Below are 24421 nucleotides of genomic sequence, written 5' to 3'. Positions count from 1 at the left end.
GAACTCGCCGCGCGCGTTCCCCAAGTGCGATCCTGAGGAGAACATGACTGCACGCAACGACATCCTGGCCGCCCGCGCCGAGGCGCTGGCCGCCGACATCGACCTCGACCCGCGCTATGACGACGACGGTTTCCTCGTCGACGACCCCGACGGTGACCAGCTCGACCGCTCCGAGCGAGCCGCGCTGCGCCGCGTCGAAGGCCTGTCGACCGAGCTGCAGGACGTCTCCGAGGTCGAATACCGCCAGCTGCGGCTGGAGCGCGTCGTGCTCGCCGGCATCTGGTCCGAAGGCACCGTCGAGGACGCCGAAAACTCCCTGCGCGAGCTCGCCGCGCTCGCCGAGACCGCCGGCTCGACCGTGCTCGCCGGCGTCGTCCAGCGGCGCAACCGGCCCGACCCCGGCACCTGGCTGGGCTCCGGCAAGGCTGCCGAGCTGCGCGAGGTCGTGATCGCCGAGGGCGCGGACACCGTGATCTGCGACAGCGAACTGGCCCCCAGCCAGCGCCGCGCGCTGGAGGACGTCGTCAAGGTCAAGGTCATCGACCGGACCGCGCTGATCCTGGACATCTTCGCCCAGCACGCCAAGTCCAAGGAGGGCAAGGCGCAGGTCGAGCTGGCCCAGCTGCAATACCTCCTGCCGCGCCTGCGTGGCTGGGGTGAGTCGATGTCGCGGCAGGCCGGTGGCCAGGCCGCCGGTGGTCAGGGCATGGGTTCGCGTGGCCCCGGTGAGACCAAGATCGAGCTGGACCGCCGCCGGATCAACTCCCGCATCGCCAAGCTCAAGCGCGAGATCGTCTCGATGAAGACGGTCCGCGACACCAAGCGCAGCGGCCGTCGCGAGCGCCAGGTGCCCGCCGTGGCCATCGCCGGTTACACCAACGCCGGCAAGTCCTCGATCCTCAACCGGCTCACCGGCGCCGGTGTGCTGGTGCAAAACCAGCTGTTCGCCACCCTTGACCCGACCGTGCGCCGCGCGGAGACCCCGGAGGGTCGGCTCTACACGATCGCCGACACCGTCGGTTTCGTGCGCGACCTGCCGCACCAGCTGGTCGAGGCCTTCCGCTCCACGCTGGAGGAGGTGGCCGACTCCGACCTGTTGCTGCACGTGGTCGACGGCTCCCACCCCGACCCCGAGGCGCAGATCACCGCGGTGCGTTCGGTCCTGGCCGATGTCGGCGCGACCGATGTCAAGGAGATCGTCATCGTCAACAAGGCCGATGTGGCCGACCCGGAGGTGCTGGAGCGGCTGCAGCGCACCGAGCAGCACTGCCTGGTGGTGTCCGCGCGCACCGGCCAGGGTTTCGAGCAGTTGCGCGAGCTGATCTCGCGCGAGCTGCCCAAGCCCGAGATCCGGGTCGACGTCCTGCTGCCCTACGACCGCGGCGACCTGCTGTCGCGGATGCACGACGAGGCCGAGGTGCTCTCCACCGAGCACACCGGCGAAGGCACCCGCGTGCACGCGAAGGTCGGTCAGCGGCTGGCCGCCGAACTCACCTCCTATGCCGTATGACGGGGGCCGCGCCGTCGTGCCGCCCGGGTGCGGGAGACTGATGCCATGCAGCGCTTCATGCTCCACAGCAAGATCCACCGCGCCACGGTCACCCAGGCCGACCTGCACTATGTGGGGTCGCTGACGATCGACCGCGACCTGATGGACGCGGCGGATCTGCTGCCGGGCCAGCAGGTCGATGTCGTCGATGTCGACAACGGCAACCGCCTCACGACCTACGCGATCGAGGGCGAGCGCGGCACCGGCATCCTGTGCATCAACGGCGCCGCGGCGCGGCTGATCAGCCCGGGCGACACCGTGATCGTCATCGCCTACGCCGCGATGGACGACGCCGAGGCGCGCAGCTTCGAGCCCCAGGTGGTCTTCGTGGACAAGGACAACAAGATCGTGCAGATCGACCACGACGCCGGTGACGTGCCGGACGGCTTCGGTCTGAAGACATCCGCGGTGACCCACCGCGCCCACGTCTAGGCGCCGTACTCTGGCCGGCGTGACCGCTGAGCAGGACCGACTCGCGCAGGCCCCCAACGACGACGACCCCTGGAAACTCTGGGGTCCCTATGTCGCCGGGCGGCAGTGGGGCACGGTCCGGGAGGACTATTCCGCCGACGGCGACGCGTGGGCGTCCTTCCCCTTCGACCACGCCCACCGCCGCGCCTACCGCTGGGGCGAGGACGGCCTCGGTGCCTTCTGCGATCGCTACGGCTTCTTCAACCTCGGCATCGCCCTGTGGAACGGCCAGGACGACCGGCTCAAGGAGCGGCTCTTCGGGCTCACCAACGCCCAGGGCAACCACGGCGAGGACGTCAAGGAGGTCTGGTGGGTCACCGACGGCACCCCCACCCACTCCTACGCCCAGTGGCTCTACCGCTACCCGCAGGCCGCCTTCCCGTATGCCGACCTGCTGGCCACCAACGCCGCTCGCGGCAAGGCCGACGACGAATACGAACTGACCGACACCGGGGTGCTGGCGCAGGACCGGTTCACCGATGTCGAGGTCACCTGGGCCAAGGCCGGACCGACCGACCTGGTGCTGCAGGTCGCCGCCACCAACCGCGGCCCGGACGCCGTGCCACTCGACCTGATCGTGCAGGGCTGGTTCCGCAACACCTGGTCCTGGGGCCGCGATGACCGCACACCCAGCCTGACCCGCGACGGCGACGGGGTGCTCGTCCAGCATGCCTGGCTCGGGACCTACCGCCTCGTCCCCGAGACGCCCGGCGCGCGAATCCTCTTCTGCGACAACGAAACCGACCGCAGCCTGTATGGCGAGGCGGTCACCGGCTGCCCCAAGAACGGGCTGGACCGCGCGATCGTGCAGGGCGACGAAACCGGGGTGCGCGACGACAAGGGCACCAAGGCCGGGCTGTGCTGGCGGCTGCAACTCGACCCCGGCCAGACCCAGACCGTGCGGGTGCGCCTCACCGGAGTGCAGGCCGCCACCCCGAGTGACCGCACCGCCCAGGTCGCGCCGATCGCCGAGGCCGGCGGCGACAGCGAGCAGACGCTCGCGACGCGGCGTGCCGAGGCGGACGAGTTCTACGCTGCGGTGATCCCGGCCGAGGTCTCCGACGCCGACCGGTTCATCGCTCGCCGGGCTTTCGCCGGACTGCTGTGGGGCAAGCAGCTGTACCGCTACAGCATCACCGAGTGGCTGGCAGGTGACCCCGCGCAGCCCACGCCACCAGCGGTCCGGCATACCGGACGGAATGCCCGCTGGGACCACCTGGACCTCGCCGACGTGATCTCGATGCCGGACGAATGGGAGTACCCGTGGTTCGCCACCTGGGACCTCGCCTTCCACGCGGTCGCGCTCGCGCATGTCGACCCCGAGTTCGCCAAACGCCAGCTCGAACTCATGTGCTGGGAGTGGGCGCAACACCCGAACGGTCAGCTGCCGGCCTACGAGTGGAACTTCGACGACGTCAACCCGCCGGTGCACGCGTGGGCGACCTGGAAGGTGTTCCTGCTCGACGGCGGCCGCGACACCGGCTTCCTGGTGCGCGTCTTCACCAAGCTGCTGATGAACTTCAGCTGGTGGATCAACCGCAAGGACGCCGACGGGTCCTATTTGTTCGAAGGCGGCTTCCTCGGGATGGACAACATCGGCTTCTTCGACCGCTCCAAGCCGCTGCCGGACGGGATGCGCCTCGAGCAGTCCGACGCGACGAGCTGGATGGCGTTCTACGCGCTGTCGATGCTGCGGATCGCGGTGCAGCTCACCCGGCACGACCTGCCTGGTTTCGAGTCGACCGCGCGCACCTTCTTCGAGTACTTCCTGCGGCTGGCCGGGGCGATGGACGACTTCGGCTCCAGCGGCATCTCGCTGTGGTCGGAGCAGGACGGCTGCTACTACGACGTGATCGTGCACCGCGACGGCACCGCCAGCCAGCTGCCGGTCCTGTCGCTGGTCGGGATGCTGCCGCTGATCGCCGTCGAAGCCGTGCCCCCGGAGGTGGTGGACCGGTTGCCCGGGCTGCTGGACGAGGTCGCCTGGATCGCCCGGCGCAATCCCGAGCTCAGCGGCATCCTCGTGCAGCACGAGAGCGACAACGGCGGCCGGATCACCATCGCGCTCACCGACAAGAACCGCCGGGCACGACTGCTCGATCATCTGCTGAATGAGTCAGAACTGTTGTCGCCCTTCGGGATTCGCTCGCTCAGTGCGACCTACCGTGGCGGTCGCGAGGTCACCGTCGACGGCGTCAGCTTCACCATCGAATACGACCCGGCCGAGTCGCGCAGCAACCTCTTCGGCGGCAATTCCAACTGGCGCGGCCCGGTGTGGCTGCCGATCAATGTGCTGCTGGTCGACGCGCTGCGGGCGTATGCCGCGGGGTCGCCGGCCGAGGACGTGCCCTTCCCCGCGGGGGCGAGCACCCGCCATACGCTCGGGCAGGTCGCGGACGCGCTCGAGGACCGGCTGACCTCGCTCTTCCGCCCCGGCGCCGACGGGCGGCGACCGGGCACCCCGCGGTGGTATCCCTCCGGGCCGCTGTGGGACGACCAGGTGACCTTCAGCGAATATTTCGACGGCGACACCGGCGCCGGGCTCGGCGCGACCCACCAGACCGGCTGGACCGCGATGGTCGCCCACCTGCTGTGCGACCGCCCGGTTGCCGGACCGCAGGGAACCAACGCAATAGGCTCTGGGTCTTAGGGATCGGGGAGCGTTCCGAGCAGGAGGAGACCATGGTGCGGACCAAGATGACGGCAGTCGTCGTCGCAGCGGGAGTGTTGGGACTGGCGGCGTGCGGCAGCGAAACCGCCGGTCCGTCGGTCAATGCGGTGTCGAGCACGAGCACGACCACCTCGTCCTCCTCGAGCAGTTCAAGCAGCTCGAGTAGTGACAGCTCGAGCAGCAGTTCGAGCGAGAGCTCGACCTCGAGTGACAGCTCGTCCTCCTCCGACACCTCCAGCGACAGCTCGTCGTCGAGCGGCGGTGGCAAGAGCTATACCTCCGATTTCAGCTCCACCACCGACCAGGACAACTGGTCGACCGGCAGCGACGCCAAGAAGGGCACGCTGAAGTTCGACAGCGACACCTATGTCGTGACGGTGAAACCCAAGGGCGTGTTCATCCTGTCCAACGGGCGGTTCAAGTCCGAGAGCAGCGGCAATGTCACCGCGAAGATGACGGTCTCGGGGTTCACCGGTGACCCCCTCGTCGGCATCGGCTGCTTCGCCCTGATCATCGACCAGGACGTGCAATCGCTCTACGAGGTGCTGGTCAACAACAAGGGCAAGCTGGTCATCTACAAGACCGCTGACGGCGGCGGCAAGATCGTCTCGCTCGCGTCCAACTCCGTGTCCGGCTTCGATCCCAATGGCACCAACGAGATCAGCGCGTCGTGCGTGAAGAACGGCTCATCGGTGACGATCACCGGAAGCATCAACGGCAAGCAGGTGGTCTCGACGACCGACAGCAGCAGCCCGCTGTCGCCCGGCAAGTTCCGGATGGAGATCTGGGGCAACCCGAAGGCCACCTCGGACGCGGTGGTGAAGGTGCGGTCGTTCGACGCCACCTGGCAGTAATTCGTCGTCCGGCACCGGTCGCCCGCCCCGCTGTGGAGAGCGTGCGGGCGATGACCGCGGACGGCATACGCTGGCCCAATGCCGCCCACTCTCGACGCCCTGCTCGACGCCGCGGTCGGTGGTGTCGGCGGCTCGCCGCGACCGGGACAGCAACGGATGGCGCACGCCGTCGCCGAGGCGGTCGAGCGCAAGCGGCACCTGCTGGTGCAGGCCGGCACCGGCACCGGTAAATCGCTCGCCTATCTCGTCCCGGCGATCGCGCACGCCCAGGCGACCGGTAAGCCGGTCGTGGTCGCCACCGCAACGCTCGCGCTGCAGGCGCAGATCGTCGATCGTGACCTGCCCCGGATCGCCGACGCCCTCGCGCCGCTGCTGCAGCGCCGCCCGACCTTCGGGCTGGTGAAGGGCCGGCGCAACTACCTGTGCAAGCACAAACTGCTCGGCGGTTATCCCGACGACGACGGCGACACCCTGCTCGGGGTCGGTGAGGTCGACCAGCAACTCGGCCGGCTCGAACGCGAGGTCGTGCGGTTGCGCGAATGGGCCGAGGAGACCGACTCCGGCGACCGCGACACGCTCGTGCCCGGCGTGAGCGAACGCGCGTGGCGGCAGGTGTCGGTGTCGGCCAAGGAGTGCCTCGGGTCGCGGTGCCCCCTGGCCAGCGAATGCTTCGTCGAGCAGTCCCGCGCCGAGGCCGCCGATGTCGATGTGGTGGTCACCAACCACAGCTTCATGGCGATCGACGCCTTCGAGGGGCGCCAGATGCTGCCCGAGCACGACCTGCTGATCGTCGACGAGGCCCACGAGCTTGTCGACCGGATCACCTCCACGATCACCGACGAGCTCACGCCAGGACTGGTGGCCGCGGCCGCCCGGGCGGCTGCTCGGCTCGCGGACACCGACGCGCTGGCCGCCGCCGGAACCGTGCTCGAGCAGGCCTTGCAACCTCTCAAAGAGGGGCGGCTGCTCGGCGTGCCGGACACCCTCGCGCTCGCGGTGCAGCAGGTGCATGACGCCGCGCGCGAGGTGTCCACCGAGATCAAGCCGGCGAACGCCCAGGACAACGACGGCGCCCGGCAGCGGGCCCGCGCCGCCGTCGACGAGGTCTTCGACACCTCCGCGCGGTTGCTCGAGGATCGCGAGGTCGACGTCGCCTGGATCTCGCAGGACCCACGCCGTGGGCCGGTGGTGCGCGTCGCGCCGATGACGGTGGCGATGCTGGTGCGCGACAAGATCTTCGAGGGCCGGTCGGTGGTGCTGACCTCGGCCACCCTCGAACTCGGTGGCACCTTCGACGCGGTCGCGGGCACCATCGGCCTGCGCGGCGACGGCGCGCCGCCGTGGGATGGTCTCGACGTCGGGTCGCCCTTCGACTACCCGGGCCAGGCGATCGCGTATGTCGCCCGCCACCTGCCGCCGCCCGGCCGGGATGGCACCGCCGAGGAGACCATGGCGGAGATCGAGCAGCTCATCCGCGCCGCCGGCGGCCGCACGCTCGGGCTGTTCTCCTCGATGCGGGCGGCGACGGCCGCTGCCGAGGCGATGCGTGACCGGTTGGGCGACGAGTATCCGGTGCTGTGTCAGGGCGAGGACCGCACCCCGACGCTGGTGCGTGAGTTCGCCGCGGACGCGCGCACCTGCCTGTTCGGCACGTTGTCGCTCTGGCAGGGCGTCGACGTGCCCGGTTCGGCCTGCCAGCTGGTGCTGATCGACCGCATCCCCTTCCCGCGGCCGGACGACCCGATCTCCTCGGCCCGGTCGCAGGCCATCGCCGAACGCGGCGGCAACGGGTTCATGGCCGTGTCAGCGACGCACGCGGCGCTGCGTCTGGCCCAGGGCGCCGGCCGGCTGATCCGGCGCGGTGACGACCGCGGCGTCGTCGCCTTCCTCGACTCGCGCCTGATGACTGCGCGGTATGCCGGATTCCTGCAGCGCTCGCTGCCTCCCTTCTGGCCCACCACCGACCGGGCGCTGGTGCTCGGCGCGCTGCGGCGCCTGGACCAGATCGCGCCCGACCCGCTGCCGGTGTCGGGGCCAGGGGAGCGCGTGGTGGCCGCAACCACTGCCTCCACCACCGCCATCGCCGCGCCGACGCGCACCGCCACCGATCGACTCGCGGCGCAAGCCGCGACGATCAGCGCGAGCAGCGACACGGCATACGGCACGGTCGTGGAGGATCCGGACGAGCCGGTGCAGCACCCGGCGCCGGTCGAGCCGTCGCTGGGGCTGGCGTCCGACCCGCCGGGCGAGGTCGGCGAGGTCGGCGGCGAGCAGGCCGATGCTGGCGCCGAGCCGACTGACGCTGGCGCCGAGCCGATCGACGCCGGCGCCGAGCCGGCGAACTGGTCGGACGAGGACGACGAGGAGCTGCGCGACGGCCACTCGCTCGGTCTCGACGCCGACGAACTCGCCGAGCATCTGGACCGTCCGGTCGAGCAGGTACGCGCCCGGCTGGACCAGCTCGGAGTGTCCTGACCTGATGCGAGAGTGTCCCGTATGACGTCCGTCCCGCCCCTCGTGCTCATCGCCGGCCCGGAGCAGGTGCTGGCCGAACGCGCCGTGGAGTCGACGCTGGCGCTGATCCGCGAGGTGGACGCTGGCGCCGAGGTGGTGCGCCTGGACGGTCCGGCCTACGAGCCGGGTGCGCTCGCGCTGCACACCAGTCCTTCGCTGTTCGGCGGCACGACCGTGGTCGTGGTCCGCGACCTCGACGAGGGCACCGACGACCTGCTGGAGGAGGTCGTGGCGCTCGCGGCCGACCCGCCGATGGATGCTCATGTGGTGCTGGTGCACAAGGGCGGCAATCGCGGCAAGCGTGCCCTCGATGCGCTCAAGAAGGCCAAGGCGCGCGTGATCGAGGCGCCGGCGGTGAAATCTGACCGCGACAAGGGCACCTTCGTCACTGGGGAGTTCCGCGTCGCGCGGCGGCGGATCGCGCCCGATGCCGTGCACGCCCTGCTTGAGGCGGTCGGCAAGGATCTGCGCGAACTCGCCGCCGCCTGCGCTCAGCTGATCGCCGACACCACCGGCACGGTCGAGGTGGAGACCGTCGAGCGCTACTACGGCGGCCGGGTGGAGGCGACCGGCTTCCGGGTGGCCGACGCCGCGGTCGCCGGCAATGCCTCTGAGGCGCTGCGGCTGCTGCGGCACGCGCTGTCCGGTGGCCTCGATCCGGTCCCGGTCGTCGCGGTGCTCGCCTCTCAGCTGCGCCAGGTGGCCCGGGTCGCGGCCGCCGGGCGCGGCTCGTCGGCCTCGCTCGCCAAGGAGCTCGGCATGGCCCCGTGGCAGATCGACCGCGCGCGCCGAGCGGCGGCCGGGTGGGACGGCATACGGCTCGGGCGGGCCATCCAGGCGGTCGCCGCGGCGGACTTCGAAGTCAAGGGCGGCGGCCGCGACCCGGTGTATGCCGTCGAACGCGCGGTGCTCACCATCTGCCGCGAGCGCCAGGGCTGACCGGGGGCAGCGGCGCACGACCGGCCGGAGCCGCTGACGCTGCTGACGGTGGTGGTCGGGCGGGTGTGGTGTCAGGGGCAGCGGCACACGACCGGCCGGAGCGCCTGACGGTGGTGGCTTGGCGGGTGTGGTGTCAGGGGCAGCGGCGCACCAGGGGCCGGAGTGCCTGACGGTGGTGGTCGGGCGGGTGTGGTGTCAGGGGCAGCGGCGCACCAGGGGCCGGAGCGCCTGAGACGGTGCTGGCCCGGCGGGTCAGGTGGCGAGAGCGCGATTTGGGCGCGATTGCGCGGGTGCGGTAACTTTGTTCCTCGCGTGCGCGCTCTGGTCGTGCGCGCTCGCAGCAGGACCTCAAGCAGGAAAACGCGTCGAACTCGCCAAGGTGTCCCCACGCCTCATCCGTTCCGGCGCGTCGTCGCCCTCTACGACAACCAACAGACCGACCAAGGAAGAACTTCGTGGCAAATATCAAGTCGCAGATGAAGCGGATCAAGACCAACGCGGTCCGCACCGAGCGCAACAAGGCGTACAAGTCGGAGTTGCGCACCTGGATCCGCAAGACCCGCGAGGCCGTCGCCGCCGGTGACGCCGAGAAGGCGCAGGAGCACCTGCGCACCGCCGGTCGCAAGCTGGACAAGGCCGTCTCCAAGGGCGTCATCCACAAGAACCAGGCTGCCAACAAGAAGTCCGCGCTGGCCAAGCAGGTCAACGGACTCTGACCACGGCTCCTCGAGGCCGCCGTCCCGTGCCGGGGTGGCGGCCTCGAAACGTCTGTGGGTCCGCCCGGCCCGTGCGCTACCCTGACCCGTATGCCGTATCGCGCACCCTCGCTCCTTAGCCCGCCGCGCTGACCGACCGGACCTCAGCGCGGCTGCCCCTTGCTGATGCGAGGGGTTTTTTGTTGGCACGTCCGGTGCCCGACCGACGCCATACGACGCGAAAGAACCTGACGAACGCATGAGCACGCAGCACAACGACGCGATCCCACCGCACCGGTACACCGCGGCGCTGGCCGGGCAGATCGAGCAGCGCTGGCAGGACCGGTGGGAGGAGGAGGGCACCTTCGAGGTGCCCAACCCGGCCGGGCCGTGGGGTGAGCCGGGCGTGGCCGAGCGGCCCAAGCGGATGGTGCAGGACATGTTCTCCTATCCCTCCGGCGCCGGTCTGCACGTCGGCCACCCGCTGCCCTATATCGCCACCGACACCTACGCGCGCTATCTGCGCACCACGGGCGCGAATGTGCTGTTCACCCAGGGCTTCGACGCCTTCGGCCTGCCCGCCGAGCAATTCGCGGTCAAGACCGGCCAGCACCCGCGCAAGACCACCGAGGAGAACATCGCGGTCTTCAAGCGGCAGCTGCGCCGGCTCGGCCTGTCCTACGACCAGCGCCGCCGGATCTCCACGATCGACCCGTCGTACTACCGCTGGACCCAGTGGATCTTCACCAAGATCTTCGATGCCTGGTATGACGAGCGCACCGGTCGCGCGCGCCACATCGACGACCTGGTCGCCGCCTACGCCAGCGGCGAGCTGCCGACCCCCGACGGGCGCCCGTGGGCCGAACTGTCGCGCGTCGAGCAGGCGGATGCGGTCGACCAGCGACGGCTGGCCTACAAGCGTGAGGTGCCGGTCAACTGGGCGCCGGGCCTGGGCACCGTGGTCGCCAACGAGGAGGTCACCAACGAGGGGTTGACCGAGCGCGGCGATATGCCGGTCTTCCGCCGCAACCTGGCCCAGTGGATGATGCGGATCACCGCGTATGCCGACCGGCTGGCCGACGACCTGGACCGGGTCGAGTGGCCGGAGTCGATCAAGACGATGCAGCGCAACTGGATCGGTCGCAGCCACGGTGCGGCGATCCGATTCCCGTTGGGGGACAACGAGATCGAGGTCTTCACCACCCGGCCGGACACCATCTTCGGAGCGACCTTTATGGTCGTGGCGCCGGAGCACCCGCTGCTGGATCAGGTGGTGCCGCAGGAGTGGCCCGAGGGCACCAAGGACGCCTGGACCGGTGGTGCGGCGTCGCCGAAGGAGGCGGTGTCGGCATACCGCTTGCAGGCCTCCCGCAAGTCCGACCTGGAGCGGCAGACCGACGACAAGGCCAAGACCGGTGTGTTCACCGGTGTCTTCGCCACCAACCCGGTCTCCGGCGCGCAGGTGCCGGTCTTCGTCGCCGACTACGTGCTGATGGGTTATGGCACCGGCGCGATCATGGCGGTGCCCGCCGAGGACCCCCGCGACTGGGATTTCGCCAAGGCCTACGACCTGCCTTATCTGCGCACTGTGCAGCCGGCCGAGGGGCACGACGAGGACCGGGCTTACACCGGACCGGGCGTGATGATCAACTCCGACAACGAGCGAATCTCGTTGAACGGCAAGGAAATCGACCAGGCGAAGGCAGACGTCATCGCGCTGCTGGAGCGCGAGGGCACCGGCCGCGGCACGATCACCTACAAGCTGCGCGACTGGCTGTTCTCCCGCCAGCGTTACTGGGGCGAACCCTTCCCGATCGTGTATGACGAGGACGGCGTGGCGCACGCTGTGCCCGCCAGCATGCTGCCGGTCGAGCTGCCCGAGGTGGCCGACTATTCGCCCAAGACCTACGACCCGCGCGATGCCGCCTCGACCCCGCAGGCGCCGTTGTCGCGGGCCGAGGACTGGGTCGAGGTGGAGCTGGACCTGGGCGACGGGCCGAAGAAGTACCGCCGCGAGACCGACACCATGCCCAACTGGGCCGGGTCGTGCTGGTATGAGATCCGCTACACCGACGCCGGTAACCACGAGGTCTTCGTCGACCCCGAGGTCGAGCGCTACTGGATGGGTCCGGGCCGCGGTGAGGGGGAGGGGCGCGCCAATGACACCGGCGGCGTCGACCTCTACATCGGTGGCGCCGAACACGCCGTGCTGCACCTGCTCTATGCCCGGTTCTGGCACAAGGTCCTCTTCGACCTGGGCTATGTCTCCAGCGAGGAACCCTTCCGTCGGCTGTTCATCCACGGTTATGTGCAGGCCTATGCCTTCCGCGACGACCGCGGCCAGCCGGTGCCCGCCGCTGAGGTGCAGGAGCACGAGGAGGCGGGGCGGACGGCATACACCTGGCAGGGCCAGCCGGTCACCCGCGAATACGGCAAGATGGGCAAGTCCCTGAAGAATGTCGTCACTCCCGACGAGATGTGCGAGGAGTATGGCGCGGACACCTTCCGGGTCTACGAGATGTCGATGGGCCCGCTGGACCAGTCGCGCCCGTGGGAGACCCGGGCCGTGGTCGGGTCGCAACGCTTCCTGCAACGCCTGTGGCGCAACGTGATCGACGAGGAGACCGGCGCGCTGCGGGTGTCCGACGCGGCGCCGGACGAGGCGACCCTGCGGCTGCTGCACAAGACGATCGACGGGGTGCGCCGCGACTTCGAGTCGCTCGGGTTCAACACCGCGGTCGCCAAATTGATCGAGCTCAACAACGCGCTGACCCGGTCCGAGGCGCCGCCGCGTGCGGTGGTGGAACCGCTGGTGCAGATGGTCTCGCCGCTGGCGCCGCACCTGGCCGAAGAACTCTGGGAACGCTTGGGCCACAACGGATCCATCGCCTACGAGCCCTTCCCCGAAGCCGACCCGGCACTCCTGGCGGACGACACCGTCACCTGCGTGATCCAGATCAAGGGCAAGGTGCGCGACCGCCTCGAGGTGGCGGCCGACATCAGTGCCGCCGATCTGGAGACGCAGGCACTGGCGACTGAGAAGATCAAGGCGGCCGTGGGCGATCAGGTGATCCGCAAGGTGATCGTGCGCGCGCCCAAACTGGTCAATATCGTCGTCTGAGCGAGGTCCGAGCGTGGTCGCGATCGTCACCGACTCGAGCGCGTCCCTCCCGGCGCAGCTGGTCGGGTCGCACCGGGTGGCGATCGTGCCGCTGCACGTCGCGATCGACGGCACGTCCTACGACGAGGGTGTGGACGTCACGGCGGACGAGGTCGCCCGCGCCTTGCGGGACGGCGGCGCCGTAACCACCTCGCGGCCCTCGCCCGGTGCCTTCTTGCAGGTCTACGAAGAACTCGCCGCTCGCGGCGAGCGAGAGATTGTCTCGGTGCACCTGTCCGCGCAGATGTCGGCCACGCTGTCGTCCGCGGAGATCGCGGCCGAGCAGTCGCCCGCTCGGGTGCGGGTCGTCGACAGCGGCACCGTCGGGATGGCGATGGGGTATGCCGTGCTCACCGCGGTCGAGGCCGCCGAAGCCGGTGCCGACCTGTCCTCGGTGGCGCAGGTCGCCGCTGACACCGCGGCTGCGTCGCGGACCTTCGTCTATGTCGACACCCTGGAGTATCTGCGCAAGGGCGGCCGGGTCGGGAAGGCCTCGGCCTTCTTCGGTTCGGCGCTGGCGATCAAGCCGTTGCTGCAGGTCAGTGGCGGGCACATCGAACCGCTGGAGCGGGTGCGCACCTCCACGCGGGCGATGAGCCGGCTGGTGGCGCTGACCGTGGAGGCGGCCGCGGCGTGCGACGCCGGGGTGGATCTGGCCGTGCAGCATTTGGCCGCTCGGGACCGGGCCGAGCAGCTGGCCGAACGGCTGGCAGGCGAGGTGGACCAGGCCCGGCGGGTGCACCTGGTCGAGCTGGGCGCCGCCGTCGGCGCACACGCTGGTCCGGGGACGATTGCGGTGAGCCTGTCGCCGCGTTCGCCGGGCCGACGAGCCGTGGTGGGCGCCGGCGACTAGCTGGGCGATGGCGGCCGGGTAGGCGACGCCGACTCAGCCCGGCGACGGCGCACCCGGCGCTCGGAGCGGGTTGTCCACAGGCCGGCTCCGGGCGGACAGCCGGTTGTCCACAGGGGAGGTGGCAGGACCGGCGCCGGCCGGTTCGGGCGACCTAACGTGCCGGATATGGCACGCACGTCAACGGGCAGGTCACCGGGCAGGTCACCCGGCGCTGAACCCGCCGACCGGTTGGCCGCGATCCTTGCCGAGGTGGAGCAGTCGCGGCGCACTCCCGGCTGGGTGCCGGAGGAGGCCGCCGTCTTCGACCGGCCGACGCCGATGCAGCGGTTCGCGACCCGGGCCGAGCGGCGCGGACGGCCGGAGGGGCGTGGGCGGGCCGAGCAGGAGACGGTGCGACCGCGTGAGCCGCTCATCCGGGCGCCGGCGTCCTTCTCGGGAGCACGCACCACGCCCGCCCAGATGGCCGTGCTGGGCCTGGTGGCGCTGGTCGTGGCCGTTGCGGCGGTGTTGGCGGTGCGGGTGTCGTGGGCCCGTGACCAGGCCCGACCCCAACCCGTCACTGCCCCAACGGGATTGCGCACCTCGGCTGTCGGTGGCACCGGTCCGGGTGTCACGGCGACCACCGCGGGCGCACCGGGGTCCGGCCTGGCGGGTGCGACCGCGCGGTCACCCGCGGGAGGCGCATCCTCTGCCCCGACGACCGTCGTGGTGCACGTGGTCGGTCAGGTGCGTCGTCCCGGTGTGGTGTCGCTGCGGGTCGGTGCGCGGGTGAGCGATGCGGTGCAAGCGGCGGGTGGCGCGCTCCCGTCCGCCGACCTGACCAATCTCAACCTCGCGCGGGTGCTCACCGACGGCGAGCAGATTCGGGTGCCCAAACCGGGCGAGGTCGTCACGCCGCCACCCGTGCCGGGTGGCGGCGCGGGTGCCGGAGCCGGGGCCGGGGGAGGCGGGGCGGGTGCCGGCTCCGGTGGATCGGCCGGTCCCACGGCGCCGGTCAACCTCAACACCGCCGATGAAACCGCCCTGGACACCTTGCCCGGGGTCGGCCCGGTGCTCGCGTCCCGCATCGTGCAGTGGCGCACCGCCAATGGCCGCTTCACCAGCGTGGACGAGCTGGGGGAGGTGAGTGGCATCGGCGACAAGTTGCTGGAGCAGTTGCGTCCGCTGGTGACGGTATGACGCCCGAGCGGCGCGGCTTGGATCTGCGGCTGCTGCTGCCCGCCGGGGCGGCCTGGGCGGTGGTCGCGCTGGTGCTCGGTATGCCGGCGGCTCGGGTTGTCGTCGTGGCGGTGTCGGTCACCGCGTCGGCGTTGCTGGCCGCGACGGCCCTGGCCGTGGTGCTGCACCGGGCCGGTGTCGGGCGCGTCGGTCGGCAGCGGCTGGTGCTCGGACAGCTGGTGCTGGTCGCGGTGGCCGGCACGCTCACCGCGGTCATCGGGCATCGGTTGGTCGCCACGACCGGGCCCATCGATCAGCTCGCCCAGCGCAGGGCCATCGTCACGGTGGAGGGCAGCGTGAGCTCCGACCCGCGTCGCCTGACCTCGACCACCTTGCGTGGCCGAACCCTGGTGGTCATCCGCCTGCTCGTCCTGCGGGTCGAGGGCCGGGGCGCAGCGACCAGGGTGCGCACGCCGATCGTCGTCTTCGGTGACGAATCCTGGTTGACCGTCCGCTGGCACGAGCGCGTGCGCGTCACCGTGCGCCTGCAGGCTGCCCGGCCCGGTGACGATGCCGTCGCCACCGCGAGTGCCCGGGGCCAGCCGCAGGTCTTTGCCCGCGCCGGACCAGTCGAGCGCGTGGCCGAGGCCCTGCGCGCCGACCTGCGCGCGGCCACCGACCACCTGCCCGCGGACGCCCGCGGCCTGGTGCCCGCGCTCGTCATCGGCGACACCAGCCGGCTGCCTCCCGACCTCGACGACGACATGCGCGCCACCGGCATGACCCACCTCAATGCCGTGAGCGGCTCCAATGTCACCTTCGTGCTGATGGCCACCGGCTGGGTTGCAGGCTGGCTGCGGGTGCCCCGACGGGCCAGGCTGCCCGCCAGCCTCGCGGTGCTGGCCGCCTTCGTCTTCCTATGCCGGCCGGAACCGAGCGTCATCCGGGCGGCCGTGATGGGCGCCGTGGGTCTGCTCGGCATGTCTGCCTCGCGCCGCAGCGCCGGCCCTTCCGCTCTCGCGGCGGCGATCTTGGTGTTGCTCGTCATCGACCCATCGTTGGCCCGGTCCTTCGGCTTCGCGCTCTCCGCGCTCGCCACCGCCGGGCTGCTGTTCTTCGCCCGCCCCTGGGGCGACGCACTGGCCCGGCACCTGCCGCCACGTGCGCACCCACTCGCCGACGCGATCGTCATACCGCTGGCGGCACAGGCGATGTGTGCACCGGTGATCGTCCTGCTGCAGAGCTCGGTCAGCCTGGTCGGCCTGCCCGCCAACGTGCTGGCGGCGCCGCTGGTCGCACCCGCCACGCTCGGCGGCGTGATGACGGTGCTGCTCGCGCCCTTCGGTCCGAGCGTCGCCTGGCTGCCGTCGTGGGCCGCCGGGCTGCCCGCCTGGGGGATCGCGACGATCGCGCATGTCTGCGCCGCGGTGCCCTGGGGTTCCCTGCCGTGGCCAGGCGGCGCGTTCGGAGCATTGTTGCTGGCCGCTTTGACCCTCGCCGCTCTGCTCACCGGTCCCTGGGTGGCCGCCACTGCCCGGCGTCGGCCCTGGGCGGCCGTCAGTTCGGTCGTCGTCGCCGCCGCAGTGGTCGTGCCCCTGCCCGGGGGCGGATGGCCACCGGCGGACTGGGTGATCGTGGCCTGTGACGTCGGGCAGGGTGATGGGCTCGTGCTGCGCACCGCTGCTGGGCGCGCGGTGGTGGTCGACACCGGTCCCGACCCGCAGGCGATGACCGGCTGCCTGGACCGCCTCAAGGTCACCAGCATCGACGCCATCGTGCTCAGCCACTTCCATGCCGATCACGTGACCGGGCTGGCAGGGGTGGCCGCCGGCCGACCGGTCGGAGAACTCTTCGTCACCTCGGTCAGCTCCGGCGCCGACGCCCCCAGCAACGCCGAGTCCAGCCAGTCCAGCAACAGCGATGCCAGGACCGGTGGCTCCGGCACCAGTGACTCCGGCACCGGTGGCTCCGGCAGCCGTGACGAAGCTGGGCGGGCGGCAGAAGTCGAGCGGGTCGCGCGCAACTACCGATGGCGGGTGACCCCGCTGCGGCAGGGCGATCTGCTGCGCTGGCCTGGGGTCGAGGCACGCGTGCTGTGGCCGGGCCGGACCCTGCACGCCGGCTCGGTGCAGAACAACGGCAGCGTCGCGCTGGATGTCCGTGCCGGCGGCCTGCGGCTGCTGCTCACCGGCGACCTCGAGCGGGAAGGCGCGGCCGCCGTGCTGCGCGAGTTGCAGTCGCTCGGACAGGGCAGCAGGTTCGATGTGCTGAAGGTCGCCCATCACGGATCCTCCAACCAGGACCCCGACCTGGTGCGCGCGGTCGGAGCCCCGGTCGCCCTGGTCAGCGTCGGCGCGGGCAATGACTACGGACACCCGGCTGCGCGCACCCTGGCGCTGCTGGCATCGGCGGGTTCGGCGGTCTACCGCACCGACCGCGGTGGCGACATCGCCGTCGTGGCGCGGGGTGGCCGGGCCTGGGTGGCCCGGCCGTGAAGCTGTTCGCGCGCGAGGCGCTCAGGCGGTGCGCGTCGGCGGCAGCGTGCCCGGCGCAGCGCCCTCGAGGCAGTCGGCTGCGTCCACCAGCGCCTGCACCGTCGCGGCCACCGCCGGCACCTTGGTGAGGTCGGGCGTGGTGACGGCATACACCGTGCGGCGCGACGGCGGGTCGATCGGCAGCGCGCGGATGCCGGAGTTGGGCGCGGACCGCAGGATCAGGTCCGGCACGAGCGCGACGCCGAGCCCTTCGGCGACCAGGCCGAGCACGGCGACATAGTCCTCGGTCTCGAAGGCGACATTCGGGGCGAAACCGGAGTTGCCGGCCAGCGTGAGCAGGTGACCTCGACAGCGCGGACAGCCGGCGATCCACGGCTCGTCGGCGAATTCGGACAACTTCACGCTGTCACCGGCCGCGAGCGGGTGATCGAGCGGCAGCGCCAGCCGGACCTGGTCCTCCAGCAGCGGCTTGATCTCGAAGGCGTCCAGATCGTCCTCGCCGCGGCTGACGTCGACATCCTCATAACTGAACGCCACCGCAACATCGCAGTCACCCGCCCGCAACGCGGCCAACGACTCCGGCGGTTCACCCTCGGCGAAGCTCACCCGCACGTCGGGGAAACGCTCGCGCACCAGCGCCAACGCGCGCGGCACCAGCGAGGAGGACGAGGACGGGAAGGCCATCAGTCGCACCCGCCCCGAGCGCAGCCCGGCGATCGCGGCGACCTCGGACTCGGCGGTGTCGATCGCGGTGAGCACCGCGCCGGCATGCCGCGCGAGCACCTGGCCGGCCTCGGTCAGGCGCACATTGCGGCCGAGCCGTTCGACCAGTGGGGTGCCGAGACGTTCCTCCAGCCGGCGCACCATTTGCGAGATCGCGGGCTGGGAGTAACCAAGGGAGGCCGCGGCGGCGGTGAAGCTGCCCTCTTCGGAAATGGCTCGCATCACGCGCAGGCCGGCGGCGTCGATCATTCACCTAGCGTATATAACCTCGCTGCAGGACTGCTTCACCGCGTGAGAAGGAGCACGATGCCCGAGCCCTCGTGGCTGACCTCGGCGCCGGGCCGGGCACTGCTGGATGCCCTGACCACCGGCGGTGTCGTCGTGCTCTCCGGCGCCGGCCTCTCGACCGCCAGTGGGCTGCCCGACTATCGCGGACCGAATGGCGAACGCCGGGTCGAGCCGATGACCATCGCCCAGTTTCGCGCCAATCACCTTGCGCGACAGCGCTATTGGGCCAGGTCGTATGTCGGGTGGTCCCGTTTCGCGGCCGCCGCCCCGAACGCTGGGCACGCCGCGGTGGCCGCCTGGGAGCGGCTCGGCGTGGTGGACGCGGTCATCACCCAGAACGTCGACGGGCTGCATCAACAGGCCGGCAGCCGCCGCGTGGTCGAGCTGCACGGCTCGCTCGCGGAGGTGGTGTGCCTGCACTGCCGCACCATCTTCGCCCGAGCCGACCTGCAGTCCTGGATGACCGCGCTCAACCCGCAGGCCGCCGCGGTGCTGCAGTCGGCGAGCCAGGCACCGCTGCGTCCGGACGGCGATGTCGACGTCGACCCAGCCTGGTTCGAGCGCTGGCAGGTGCCCCCATGCCCAACGTGTGGCAGCGACCTGCTCAAGGCGCACGTGGTGATGTTCGGGGAGTCGGTCGATCGGCCGGTGGTGGACCGCTGCTTCGAGCTGGTGGATCAGGCCCGCGCCCTGGTGGTGCTGGGCTCCTCGCTGGGGGTGATGTCCGGCTTGCGGTTCGCGCGAAGGGCGGCAGCGCACGGCATACCGCTGATCCTGGCCAACCGGGGCTGGTCGCGCGCGGCCGAACTCACGCCATTCAAGATCGACGAAGACCTCACGCGCGCACTCCCACAGGCGACGGTGGCGCTCGAGTCGGCCCTCAGAGCCGCCGCAGCACCGCGGTGACCTTGCCGAGGATCACCGCGTCGGTGCCGTCGATCGGGTCGTAGTTGGGGTTCTGCGGCAGCAGCCACAGCTTGCCGTGGCTGCGCTTGAAGGTCTTGACGGTGGCCTCGTTGTCGAGCATCGCCGCGACGATCTCACCGTTCTCGGCGGTGGGCTGCTGGCGCACCACGACCCAGTCGCCGTCGCAGATGCCCGCGTCGATCATCGAGTCGCCGACGACGGTGAGCAGGAACAGGTCGCCCTCGCCGACGATCTGGCGGGGGAGCGGGAAGACGTCCTCGACCAGCTCCTCGGCGAGGATCGGCCCGCCCGCGGCGATCCGGCCGACGAGCGGAACATAGGAGGGGCTCGGCCGGTTGTCGGCGATGAGGGTTTCGTCGATCGAGGTGTCGGTCATGCTCGACACGCTGGCGCCTCCGCGATAGCCGCGGGTGTCCTTGTCGGCATCGGGGGAGATCACCTCGATCGCGCGCGGCCGGTTGGGATCGCGGCGCAGGTAGCCCTTGCGCTCGAGCATCGACAACTGGTGGGCGACCGAGCTGGGGCTGGTGAGCCCGACCGCCTCGCCGATCTCGCGCAGGCTCGGCGGATAACCGCGCCGGTCGACCGAATTGCGGATCACCTCGAGCACCTTGCGCTGACGGGTGGTCAGGCCGCTGCCTTCGGCGTCGGGCATCTGGTGGATCTTGGCCATCGGGTTACCTCACGTCGTCGCAGGTCAGGGGCGCTTCGAGGCCGAGCGCGACCACTGACCACGAAGGTCTGTCGGTGGTCGGTGCAAGGCTTCGAACCATGAAACGAGGGTATGCCGTTCGGACACAGTTTCCAAACATGTGTACGACGCGTGTCTCGATTTCTTCGAACGTCTGTGCTACAAATCGTACAAAGGTTCTATCGGACATTCGTGCGAAGGTCACGAGTCCGGAACGGGAGGACATCATGAGCGCCGTCACCATCGAGTCCCGGCCGAGTCGACCGCAGCAGCGCACCGCTGCGCAGCGGCCGCGCCACCTGCACCTGGTTGGTGCGCCGGTGGAACGTCCCGCCGCCAGCCAGTGGTCGCTGACCGTCCGCGGCCGCCGGGTGATCGCCGCCGGCGCGCTGGCGCTGCTCGCGGCCACCGGATCCTTCGGCGTCGCCCGTGCCGTGACCGGTGGACCGGTGGCCACGCCGACGGTCACTGTGCAGCAGGGGCAGACGCTCGACCAGATCGCGGCTCAGCAGTTGCCGGGCCTGCCGCTGCGCGAGGCCGTGGTGCGGATCCAGCTGGCCAATAGTCTCAACTCGCTGCAGATCCAGCCCGGTCAGCAGCTGCGCATCCCGCGCTGAAGCGTCCTGCGAGCGGGTGAGTGCGATGGCCGTGACACGCCGAGCAGAGGTCGCTGACCTGCGCCGATGGCAGGCCATCGGACGCGACACGCGCAGGCCTTGCGTCATGGGGTCGAAGGTGCCTACTATCCCTATATCTAGTAGTTACACCGTTGTGGTTCATGCACATCTAGTCCCCACCTTCTCCACCGGTTCCCCACAGAACCATCCACAGGACGGGGCCGCTGGGTCCTGATCCCGGGCATTCCTATGCCCGGAACCGGGGCGTGTGCAGGCAGCCATGAGGGCCGACGAGCCGACCGGCTCGAGCACGAAAGGAGCGCGCCGTGCACTGTCCGTTCTGCCGTCACGACGACTCCCGCGTCGTCGACAGCCGCACCAGCGAGGACGGCACCTGCATCAAGCGGCGACGCCAGTGCCCGAACTGCGGCAAGCGGTTCTCGACGATGGAGACCGCGAGCCTGACGGTCGTGAAGCGCTCCGGCGTAAGCGAACCGTTCTCACGGGCCAAGGTCGCCTCGGGTGTCCGCAAGGCCTGCCAGGGCCGGCCGGTGTCCGAGGACCAGCTGGCACTGCTGGCTCAAGAGGTCGAGGAGGCCATCCGCGCTCAGGGCGCGGCCGAGGTCGACGCCCATGACGTCGGCCTGGCGATCCTTGGACCATTGCGATCGCTCGACGAGGTCGCCTACCTGCGTTTCGCCTCGGTCTACCAGGCGTTCGAAGGTCTGGAGGACTTCGAGTCCGCCATCACCTTGCTGCGCGCCGAACGTGACGCGACGCATCCCTGACGCACACCGCACGACTCATCCATTTCCCACCCTGCACGGAGGAGCAGACATGACCGACACCAGCAGCGCACCGTCGAGGACGGGTCGCGCCGGCAAGGGCCTGAAGATCGAGCGGATCTTCACCACGCCCGGCGTGCACCCCTACGACGAGGTGACCTGGGAGCGGCGCGACGTCGTCCAGACCAACTGGAAGTCCGGCGAGACGATCTTCGAGCAGCGCGGCGTGGAGTTCCCCGACTTCTGGTCGCTGAACGCCTCCACCATCGTGACCACCAAGTACTTCCGCGGTGCACTCGGGACGCCGGCGCGGGAGCAGTCGCTCAAGCAGCTCATCGACCGAGTCGTGCTCACCTACGTCAAGGCGGGCAAGGAGCACGGCTACTTCGCCACCGAGCAGGACGCGGAGATCTTCGAGCACGAGCTCACCTGGGCACTGCTGCACCAGGTCTTCAGCTTCAACTCCCCGGTGTGGTTCAACGTCGGGACCAAGAGCCCGCAGCAGGTGTCGGCCTGCTTCATCCTGTCGGTCGACGACTCGATGGACTCGATCCTCAACTGGTACAAGGAAGAGGGCTTCATCTTCAAGGGCGGCTCGGGCGCCGGCCTGAACCTCTCGCGCATCCGCTCCTCCAAGGAGCTGCTGTCCTCCGGCGGCACCGCGAGCGGCCCGGTCTCCTTCATGCGCGGCGCCGACGCCTCCGCCGGCACCATCAAGTCCGGTGGCGCGACCCGCCGCGCGGCCAAGATGGTCGTGCTCGACGTGGACCACCCCGACATCGAGGAGTTCATCGAAACCAAGGCGCGCGAAGAGGACAAGATCCGCGCGCTGCGCGACGCCGGCTTCGACATGGACCTCGGCGGCAAGGACATCACCTCGGTCCAGTACCAGAACGCCAACAACTCCGTGCGCGTCAGTGACGAGTTCATGCGCGCGGTCGAGGAGGGCAAGGAGTTCGGCCTGCGCGCCCGCGGCACCGGCGAGGTCATCGAGACCGTCGACGCCCGCGAGCTGTTCAACAAGCTCAACCAGGCCGCGTGGGAGTGCGCCGACCCGGGCGTGCAGTACGACGACACGATCAACGCCTGGCACACCAACCCCGAGACCGGCCGGATCACCGCGTCCAACCCGTGCTCGGAGTACATGTCGCTCGACAACTCCTCCTGCAACCTGGCGAGCCTCAACCTGCTGAAGTTCCTGCGCGAGGACGACACCTTCGACGCCGCCACCTTCCAGAAGGTCGTTGAGCTGGTCATCACCGCGATGGACATCTCGATCTGCTTCGCCGACTTCCCGACCGAGGCGATCGGCAAGACCACGGTGGACTACCGCCAGCTCGGCATCGGCTACGCCAACCTCGGTGCGCTGCTGATGGCCACCGGCCACGGGTATGAGTCCGAGGGTGGCCGCAGTCTCGCCGCTTCGATCACCTCGCTGCTCACCGGCGCGGCATACAAGCGGTCTGCCGAACTCGCCGGGATCGTCGGGCCGTATGCCGGGTACGCCCGCAACGCCGAGGCGCACAAGCGCGTGATGCGCAAGCACCAGGCCGCCAACGACCAGGTGCGCACCCTGGACTCGATGGACGGTGACATCCACCGCTACGCGACCAAGGCGTGGGCCCAGGTGATCGAGCTCGGTGAGAAGAACGGCTACCGCAACGCGCAGGCGTCCGTGCTCGCGCCGACCGGCACCATCGGCTTCATGATGGACTGCGACACCACCGGCATCGAACCGGACTTCTCGCTGGTGAAGTTCAAGAAGCTCGTCGGCGGCGGTTCGATGCAGATCGTCAACAACACGATCCCGCGGGCGCTGAAGAAGCTCGGTTACCTCGAGGAGCAGATCGAGGCGATCGTGGAGTACATCGCCGAGCACGGCCACGTCGTCGACGCGCCCGGGCTGAAGCAGGAGCACTACGAGGTCTTCGACTGCGCGATGGGCAAGCGGGCCATCACCCCGATGGGCCACGTGCGGATGATGGCGGCCTGCCAGCCGTTCCTGTCCGGCGCGATCTCCAAGACGGTCAACCTGCCGGAGTCGGCGACGATCGAGGACATCGCCGAGGTGCACCTCGAGGGCTGGAAGCTCGGCCTGAAGGCCCTGGCGGTCTACCGCGACAACTGCAAGGTCGGCCAGCCCCTGTCTGACGCGAAGGCGGAGAAGAAGGACGCCGCGCAGGACGCGCCGGTGGAGAAGGTCGTGGAGTACCGCCCGATCCGCAAGCGGATGCCGAAGCGGCGCAACTCCCAGACCACGTCCTTCGCCGTGGGCGGCGCCGAGGGTTATCTCACCGCCAGCAGCTATGACGACGGCGAGCTAGGCGAGATCTTCCTGAAGTTCGGCAAGCAGGGCTCGACCCTGGCCGGGATGATGGACGCCTTCTCGATCGCGATCTCGGTGGCGCTGCAGTATGGCGTGCCGCTCGACACCTACGTCGAGAAGTTCACCAACATGCGCTTCGAGCCGGCCGGCATGACCGACGACCCGGACGTGCGGATGGCGCAGTCGATCATGGACTACGTCTTCCGTCGCCTGGCGCTGGACCACCTGGACTTCGAGACCCGGTCGTTCATGGGCATCCACAGTGCCGACGAGCGCGCCCGCCAGCTGGAGACCGGGTCGTATGCCGAGCCGACCAACGAGTCTGACGAGGACCTCGAAGGCGAGCTGGAGTCCTTCTCGCAGTCGGCGGCGCCGGCGGCGAAGAAGTCGCAGCCGGAGCCGGCCGCGGAGGACCAGTCCGGGTCCGGTGCGGCGGACGCTCGCAAGGTCTCCCCGGAGATCCACTCTTCGGCCGAGCTGATGGAGCGCTTCCAGGGCAAGGCAGCGGACGCGCCGATCTGCATGACCTGCGGCACCAAGATGCGCCCAGCCGGCAGCTGCTATGTCTGCGAGGGCTGCGGCAGCACCTCCGGCTGCAGCTGAGCCACCGCGAACAAGGGTCTGCCCGGGAGCGAATGCTCCCGGGCAGACCTTTGCGTTTCCGGCGACCGACGCTCACCGAGTTGTCCGCGTTTGGGCACGGTG

General features: G+C 70.1%; 17 protein-coding genes. 15 read left to right on the top strand and 2 right to left on the bottom strand.

Annotation, left to right across the window (positions count from 1 at the left end):
- The first annotated feature begins 43 nt into the window (after positions 1 to 43).
- From hflX to G9U51_RS09870, 11 genes are all read left to right on the top strand, one after another.
- Complete coding sequence (gene hflX, locus G9U51_RS09920; RefSeq protein ID WP_166196510.1) at positions 44 to 1510, top strand: GTPase HflX; 1467 nt, start codon at positions 44 to 46, stop codon at positions 1508 to 1510.
- Positions 1511 to 1555: 45 nt separating this feature from the next.
- A complete protein-coding gene (gene panD, locus G9U51_RS09915; protein ID WP_166196508.1) occupies positions 1556 to 1981 on the top strand; it encodes an aspartate 1-decarboxylase in 426 nt (141 codons plus the stop codon).
- A gap of 19 nt (positions 1982 to 2000) precedes the next feature.
- Entirely contained in the window at positions 2001 to 4670 is a 2670-nt protein-coding gene (locus G9U51_RS09910) for an MGH1-like glycoside hydrolase domain-containing protein (RefSeq protein WP_328823412.1), read from the top strand.
- 32 nt (positions 4671 to 4702) lie between these two features.
- Complete coding sequence (locus tag G9U51_RS09905; RefSeq protein WP_166196233.1) at positions 4703 to 5545, top strand: hypothetical protein; 843 nt, start codon at positions 4703 to 4705, stop codon at positions 5543 to 5545.
- Positions 5546 to 5623: 78 nt separating this feature from the next.
- A complete protein-coding gene (locus G9U51_RS09900; protein ID WP_166196506.1) occupies positions 5624 to 8020 on the top strand; it encodes an ATP-dependent DNA helicase in 2397 nt (798 codons plus the stop codon).
- 21 nt (positions 8021 to 8041) lie between these two features.
- Complete coding sequence (gene holA / locus G9U51_RS09895; RefSeq protein ID WP_166196504.1) at positions 8042 to 8998, top strand: DNA polymerase III subunit delta; 957 nt, start codon at positions 8042 to 8044, stop codon at positions 8996 to 8998.
- A 455-nt stretch (positions 8999 to 9453) separates the two neighbouring features.
- Entirely contained in the window at positions 9454 to 9714 is a 261-nt protein-coding gene (gene rpsT, locus G9U51_RS09890; RefSeq protein ID WP_166196502.1) for a 30S ribosomal protein S20, read from the top strand.
- Between the two features lie 238 nt (positions 9715 to 9952).
- Positions 9953 to 12814: a leucine--tRNA ligase gene (gene leuS, locus G9U51_RS09885; protein WP_166196500.1), complete on the top strand. Its 2862-nt coding sequence runs from the start codon at positions 9953 to 9955 to the stop codon at positions 12812 to 12814.
- 13 nt (positions 12815 to 12827) lie between these two features.
- Positions 12828 to 13706 carry a DegV family protein gene (locus G9U51_RS09880; protein WP_166196498.1) on the top strand — a complete coding sequence of 293 codons (879 nt, stop codon included), beginning with the start codon at positions 12828 to 12830 and terminating at the stop codon, positions 13704 to 13706.
- A 165-nt stretch (positions 13707 to 13871) separates the two neighbouring features.
- Positions 13872 to 14885 (top strand): ComEA family DNA-binding protein, encoded by a 1014-nt coding sequence (locus G9U51_RS09875; RefSeq protein WP_235945872.1) that lies wholly within the window; start codon positions 13872 to 13874, stop codon positions 14883 to 14885.
- Entirely contained in the window at positions 14882 to 17359 is a 2478-nt protein-coding gene (locus G9U51_RS09870; RefSeq protein WP_166196496.1) for a ComEC/Rec2 family competence protein, read from the top strand. Before G9U51_RS09875 ends, G9U51_RS09870 begins: the two co-directional genes overlap by 4 nt.
- A gap of 21 nt (positions 17360 to 17380) precedes the next feature.
- Here G9U51_RS09870 and G9U51_RS09865 read toward each other — a convergent pair whose 3' ends face one another.
- Positions 17381 to 18331 carry a LysR family transcriptional regulator gene (locus tag G9U51_RS09865; RefSeq protein WP_166196494.1) on the bottom strand — a complete coding sequence of 317 codons (951 nt, stop codon included), beginning with the start codon at positions 18329 to 18331 and terminating at the stop codon, positions 17381 to 17383.
- A 57-nt stretch (positions 18332 to 18388) separates the two neighbouring features.
- Here G9U51_RS09865 and G9U51_RS09860 point away from each other — a divergent pair, with 57 nt between their 5' ends.
- Positions 18389 to 19276, top strand: coding sequence for a Sir2 family NAD-dependent protein deacetylase (locus G9U51_RS09860; protein WP_166196492.1), 888 nt, complete (start codon positions 18389 to 18391; stop codon positions 19274 to 19276).
- On the opposite strand, the gene lexA is transcribed toward G9U51_RS09860, so the two are convergent.
- Complete coding sequence (lexA, locus tag G9U51_RS09855) at positions 19251 to 19970, bottom strand: transcriptional repressor LexA (protein ID WP_166196490.1); 720 nt, start codon at positions 19968 to 19970, stop codon at positions 19251 to 19253. The two genes, G9U51_RS09860 and lexA, sit on opposite strands and share 26 nt — an antisense overlap.
- A gap of 245 nt (positions 19971 to 20215) precedes the next feature.
- On the opposite strand from lexA, the gene G9U51_RS09850 reads away from it, so the two are divergent.
- From G9U51_RS09850 to G9U51_RS09840, 3 genes are all read left to right on the top strand, one after another.
- Positions 20216 to 20605: a LysM peptidoglycan-binding domain-containing protein gene (locus G9U51_RS09850; protein WP_166196488.1), complete on the top strand. Its 390-nt coding sequence runs from the start codon at positions 20216 to 20218 to the stop codon at positions 20603 to 20605.
- Positions 20606 to 20931: 326 nt separating this feature from the next.
- A complete protein-coding gene (gene nrdR / locus G9U51_RS09845; protein ID WP_166196486.1) occupies positions 20932 to 21393 on the top strand; it encodes a transcriptional regulator NrdR in 462 nt (153 codons plus the stop codon).
- 49 nt (positions 21394 to 21442) lie between these two features.
- On the top strand, positions 21443 to 24319 hold the full coding sequence (locus G9U51_RS09840) for a vitamin B12-dependent ribonucleotide reductase (RefSeq protein WP_166196484.1): 2877 nt from the start codon (positions 21443 to 21445) through the stop codon (positions 24317 to 24319).
- Positions 24320 to 24421: the final 102 nt, after the last annotated feature.

This window comes from Metallococcus carri, from assembly GCF_011440275.1.
In the GTDB taxonomy this organism is placed as follows: domain Bacteria; phylum Actinomycetota; class Actinomycetes; order Actinomycetales; family Dermatophilaceae; genus Metallococcus; species Metallococcus carri.
The sequence above is the reverse complement of the archived record's forward strand: the minus strand, read 5'-3'. Positions and strand labels throughout refer to the sequence as shown.

Bases quoted from the DNA above. Each gene is read 5' to 3' on its own strand.
- hflX (WP_166196510.1), top strand. From the start codon at position 44: ATGACTGCACGCAACGACATCCTGGCCGCCCGCGCCGAGGCGCTGGCC.
- G9U51_RS09850 (WP_166196488.1), top strand. From the start codon at position 20,216: ATGAGCGCCGTCACCATCGAGTCCCGGCCGAGTCGACCGCAGCAGCGC.
- G9U51_RS09865 (WP_166196494.1), bottom strand. From the start codon at position 18,331: ATGATCGACGCCGCCGGCCTGCGCGTGATGCGAGCCATTTCCGAAGAG.
- G9U51_RS09875 (WP_235945872.1), top strand. From the start codon at position 13,872: ATGGCACGCACGTCAACGGGCAGGTCACCGGGCAGGTCACCCGGCGCT.
- holA (WP_166196504.1), top strand. From the start codon at position 8,042: ATGACGTCCGTCCCGCCCCTCGTGCTCATCGCCGGCCCGGAGCAGGTG.
- leuS (WP_166196500.1), top strand. From the start codon at position 9,953: ATGAGCACGCAGCACAACGACGCGATCCCACCGCACCGGTACACCGCG.
- G9U51_RS09905 (WP_166196233.1), top strand. From the start codon at position 4,703: ATGGTGCGGACCAAGATGACGGCAGTCGTCGTCGCAGCGGGAGTGTTG.
- G9U51_RS09860 (WP_166196492.1), top strand. From the start codon at position 18,389: ATGCCCGAGCCCTCGTGGCTGACCTCGGCGCCGGGCCGGGCACTGCTG.
- lexA (WP_166196490.1), bottom strand. From the start codon at position 19,970: ATGGCCAAGATCCACCAGATGCCCGACGCCGAAGGCAGCGGCCTGACC.
- panD (WP_166196508.1), top strand. From the start codon at position 1,556: ATGCAGCGCTTCATGCTCCACAGCAAGATCCACCGCGCCACGGTCACC.
- G9U51_RS09900 (WP_166196506.1), top strand. From the start codon at position 5,624: ATGCCGCCCACTCTCGACGCCCTGCTCGACGCCGCGGTCGGTGGTGTC.
- G9U51_RS09840 (WP_166196484.1), top strand. From the start codon at position 21,443: ATGACCGACACCAGCAGCGCACCGTCGAGGACGGGTCGCGCCGGCAAG.
- G9U51_RS09870 (WP_166196496.1), top strand. From the start codon at position 14,882: ATGACGCCCGAGCGGCGCGGCTTGGATCTGCGGCTGCTGCTGCCCGCC.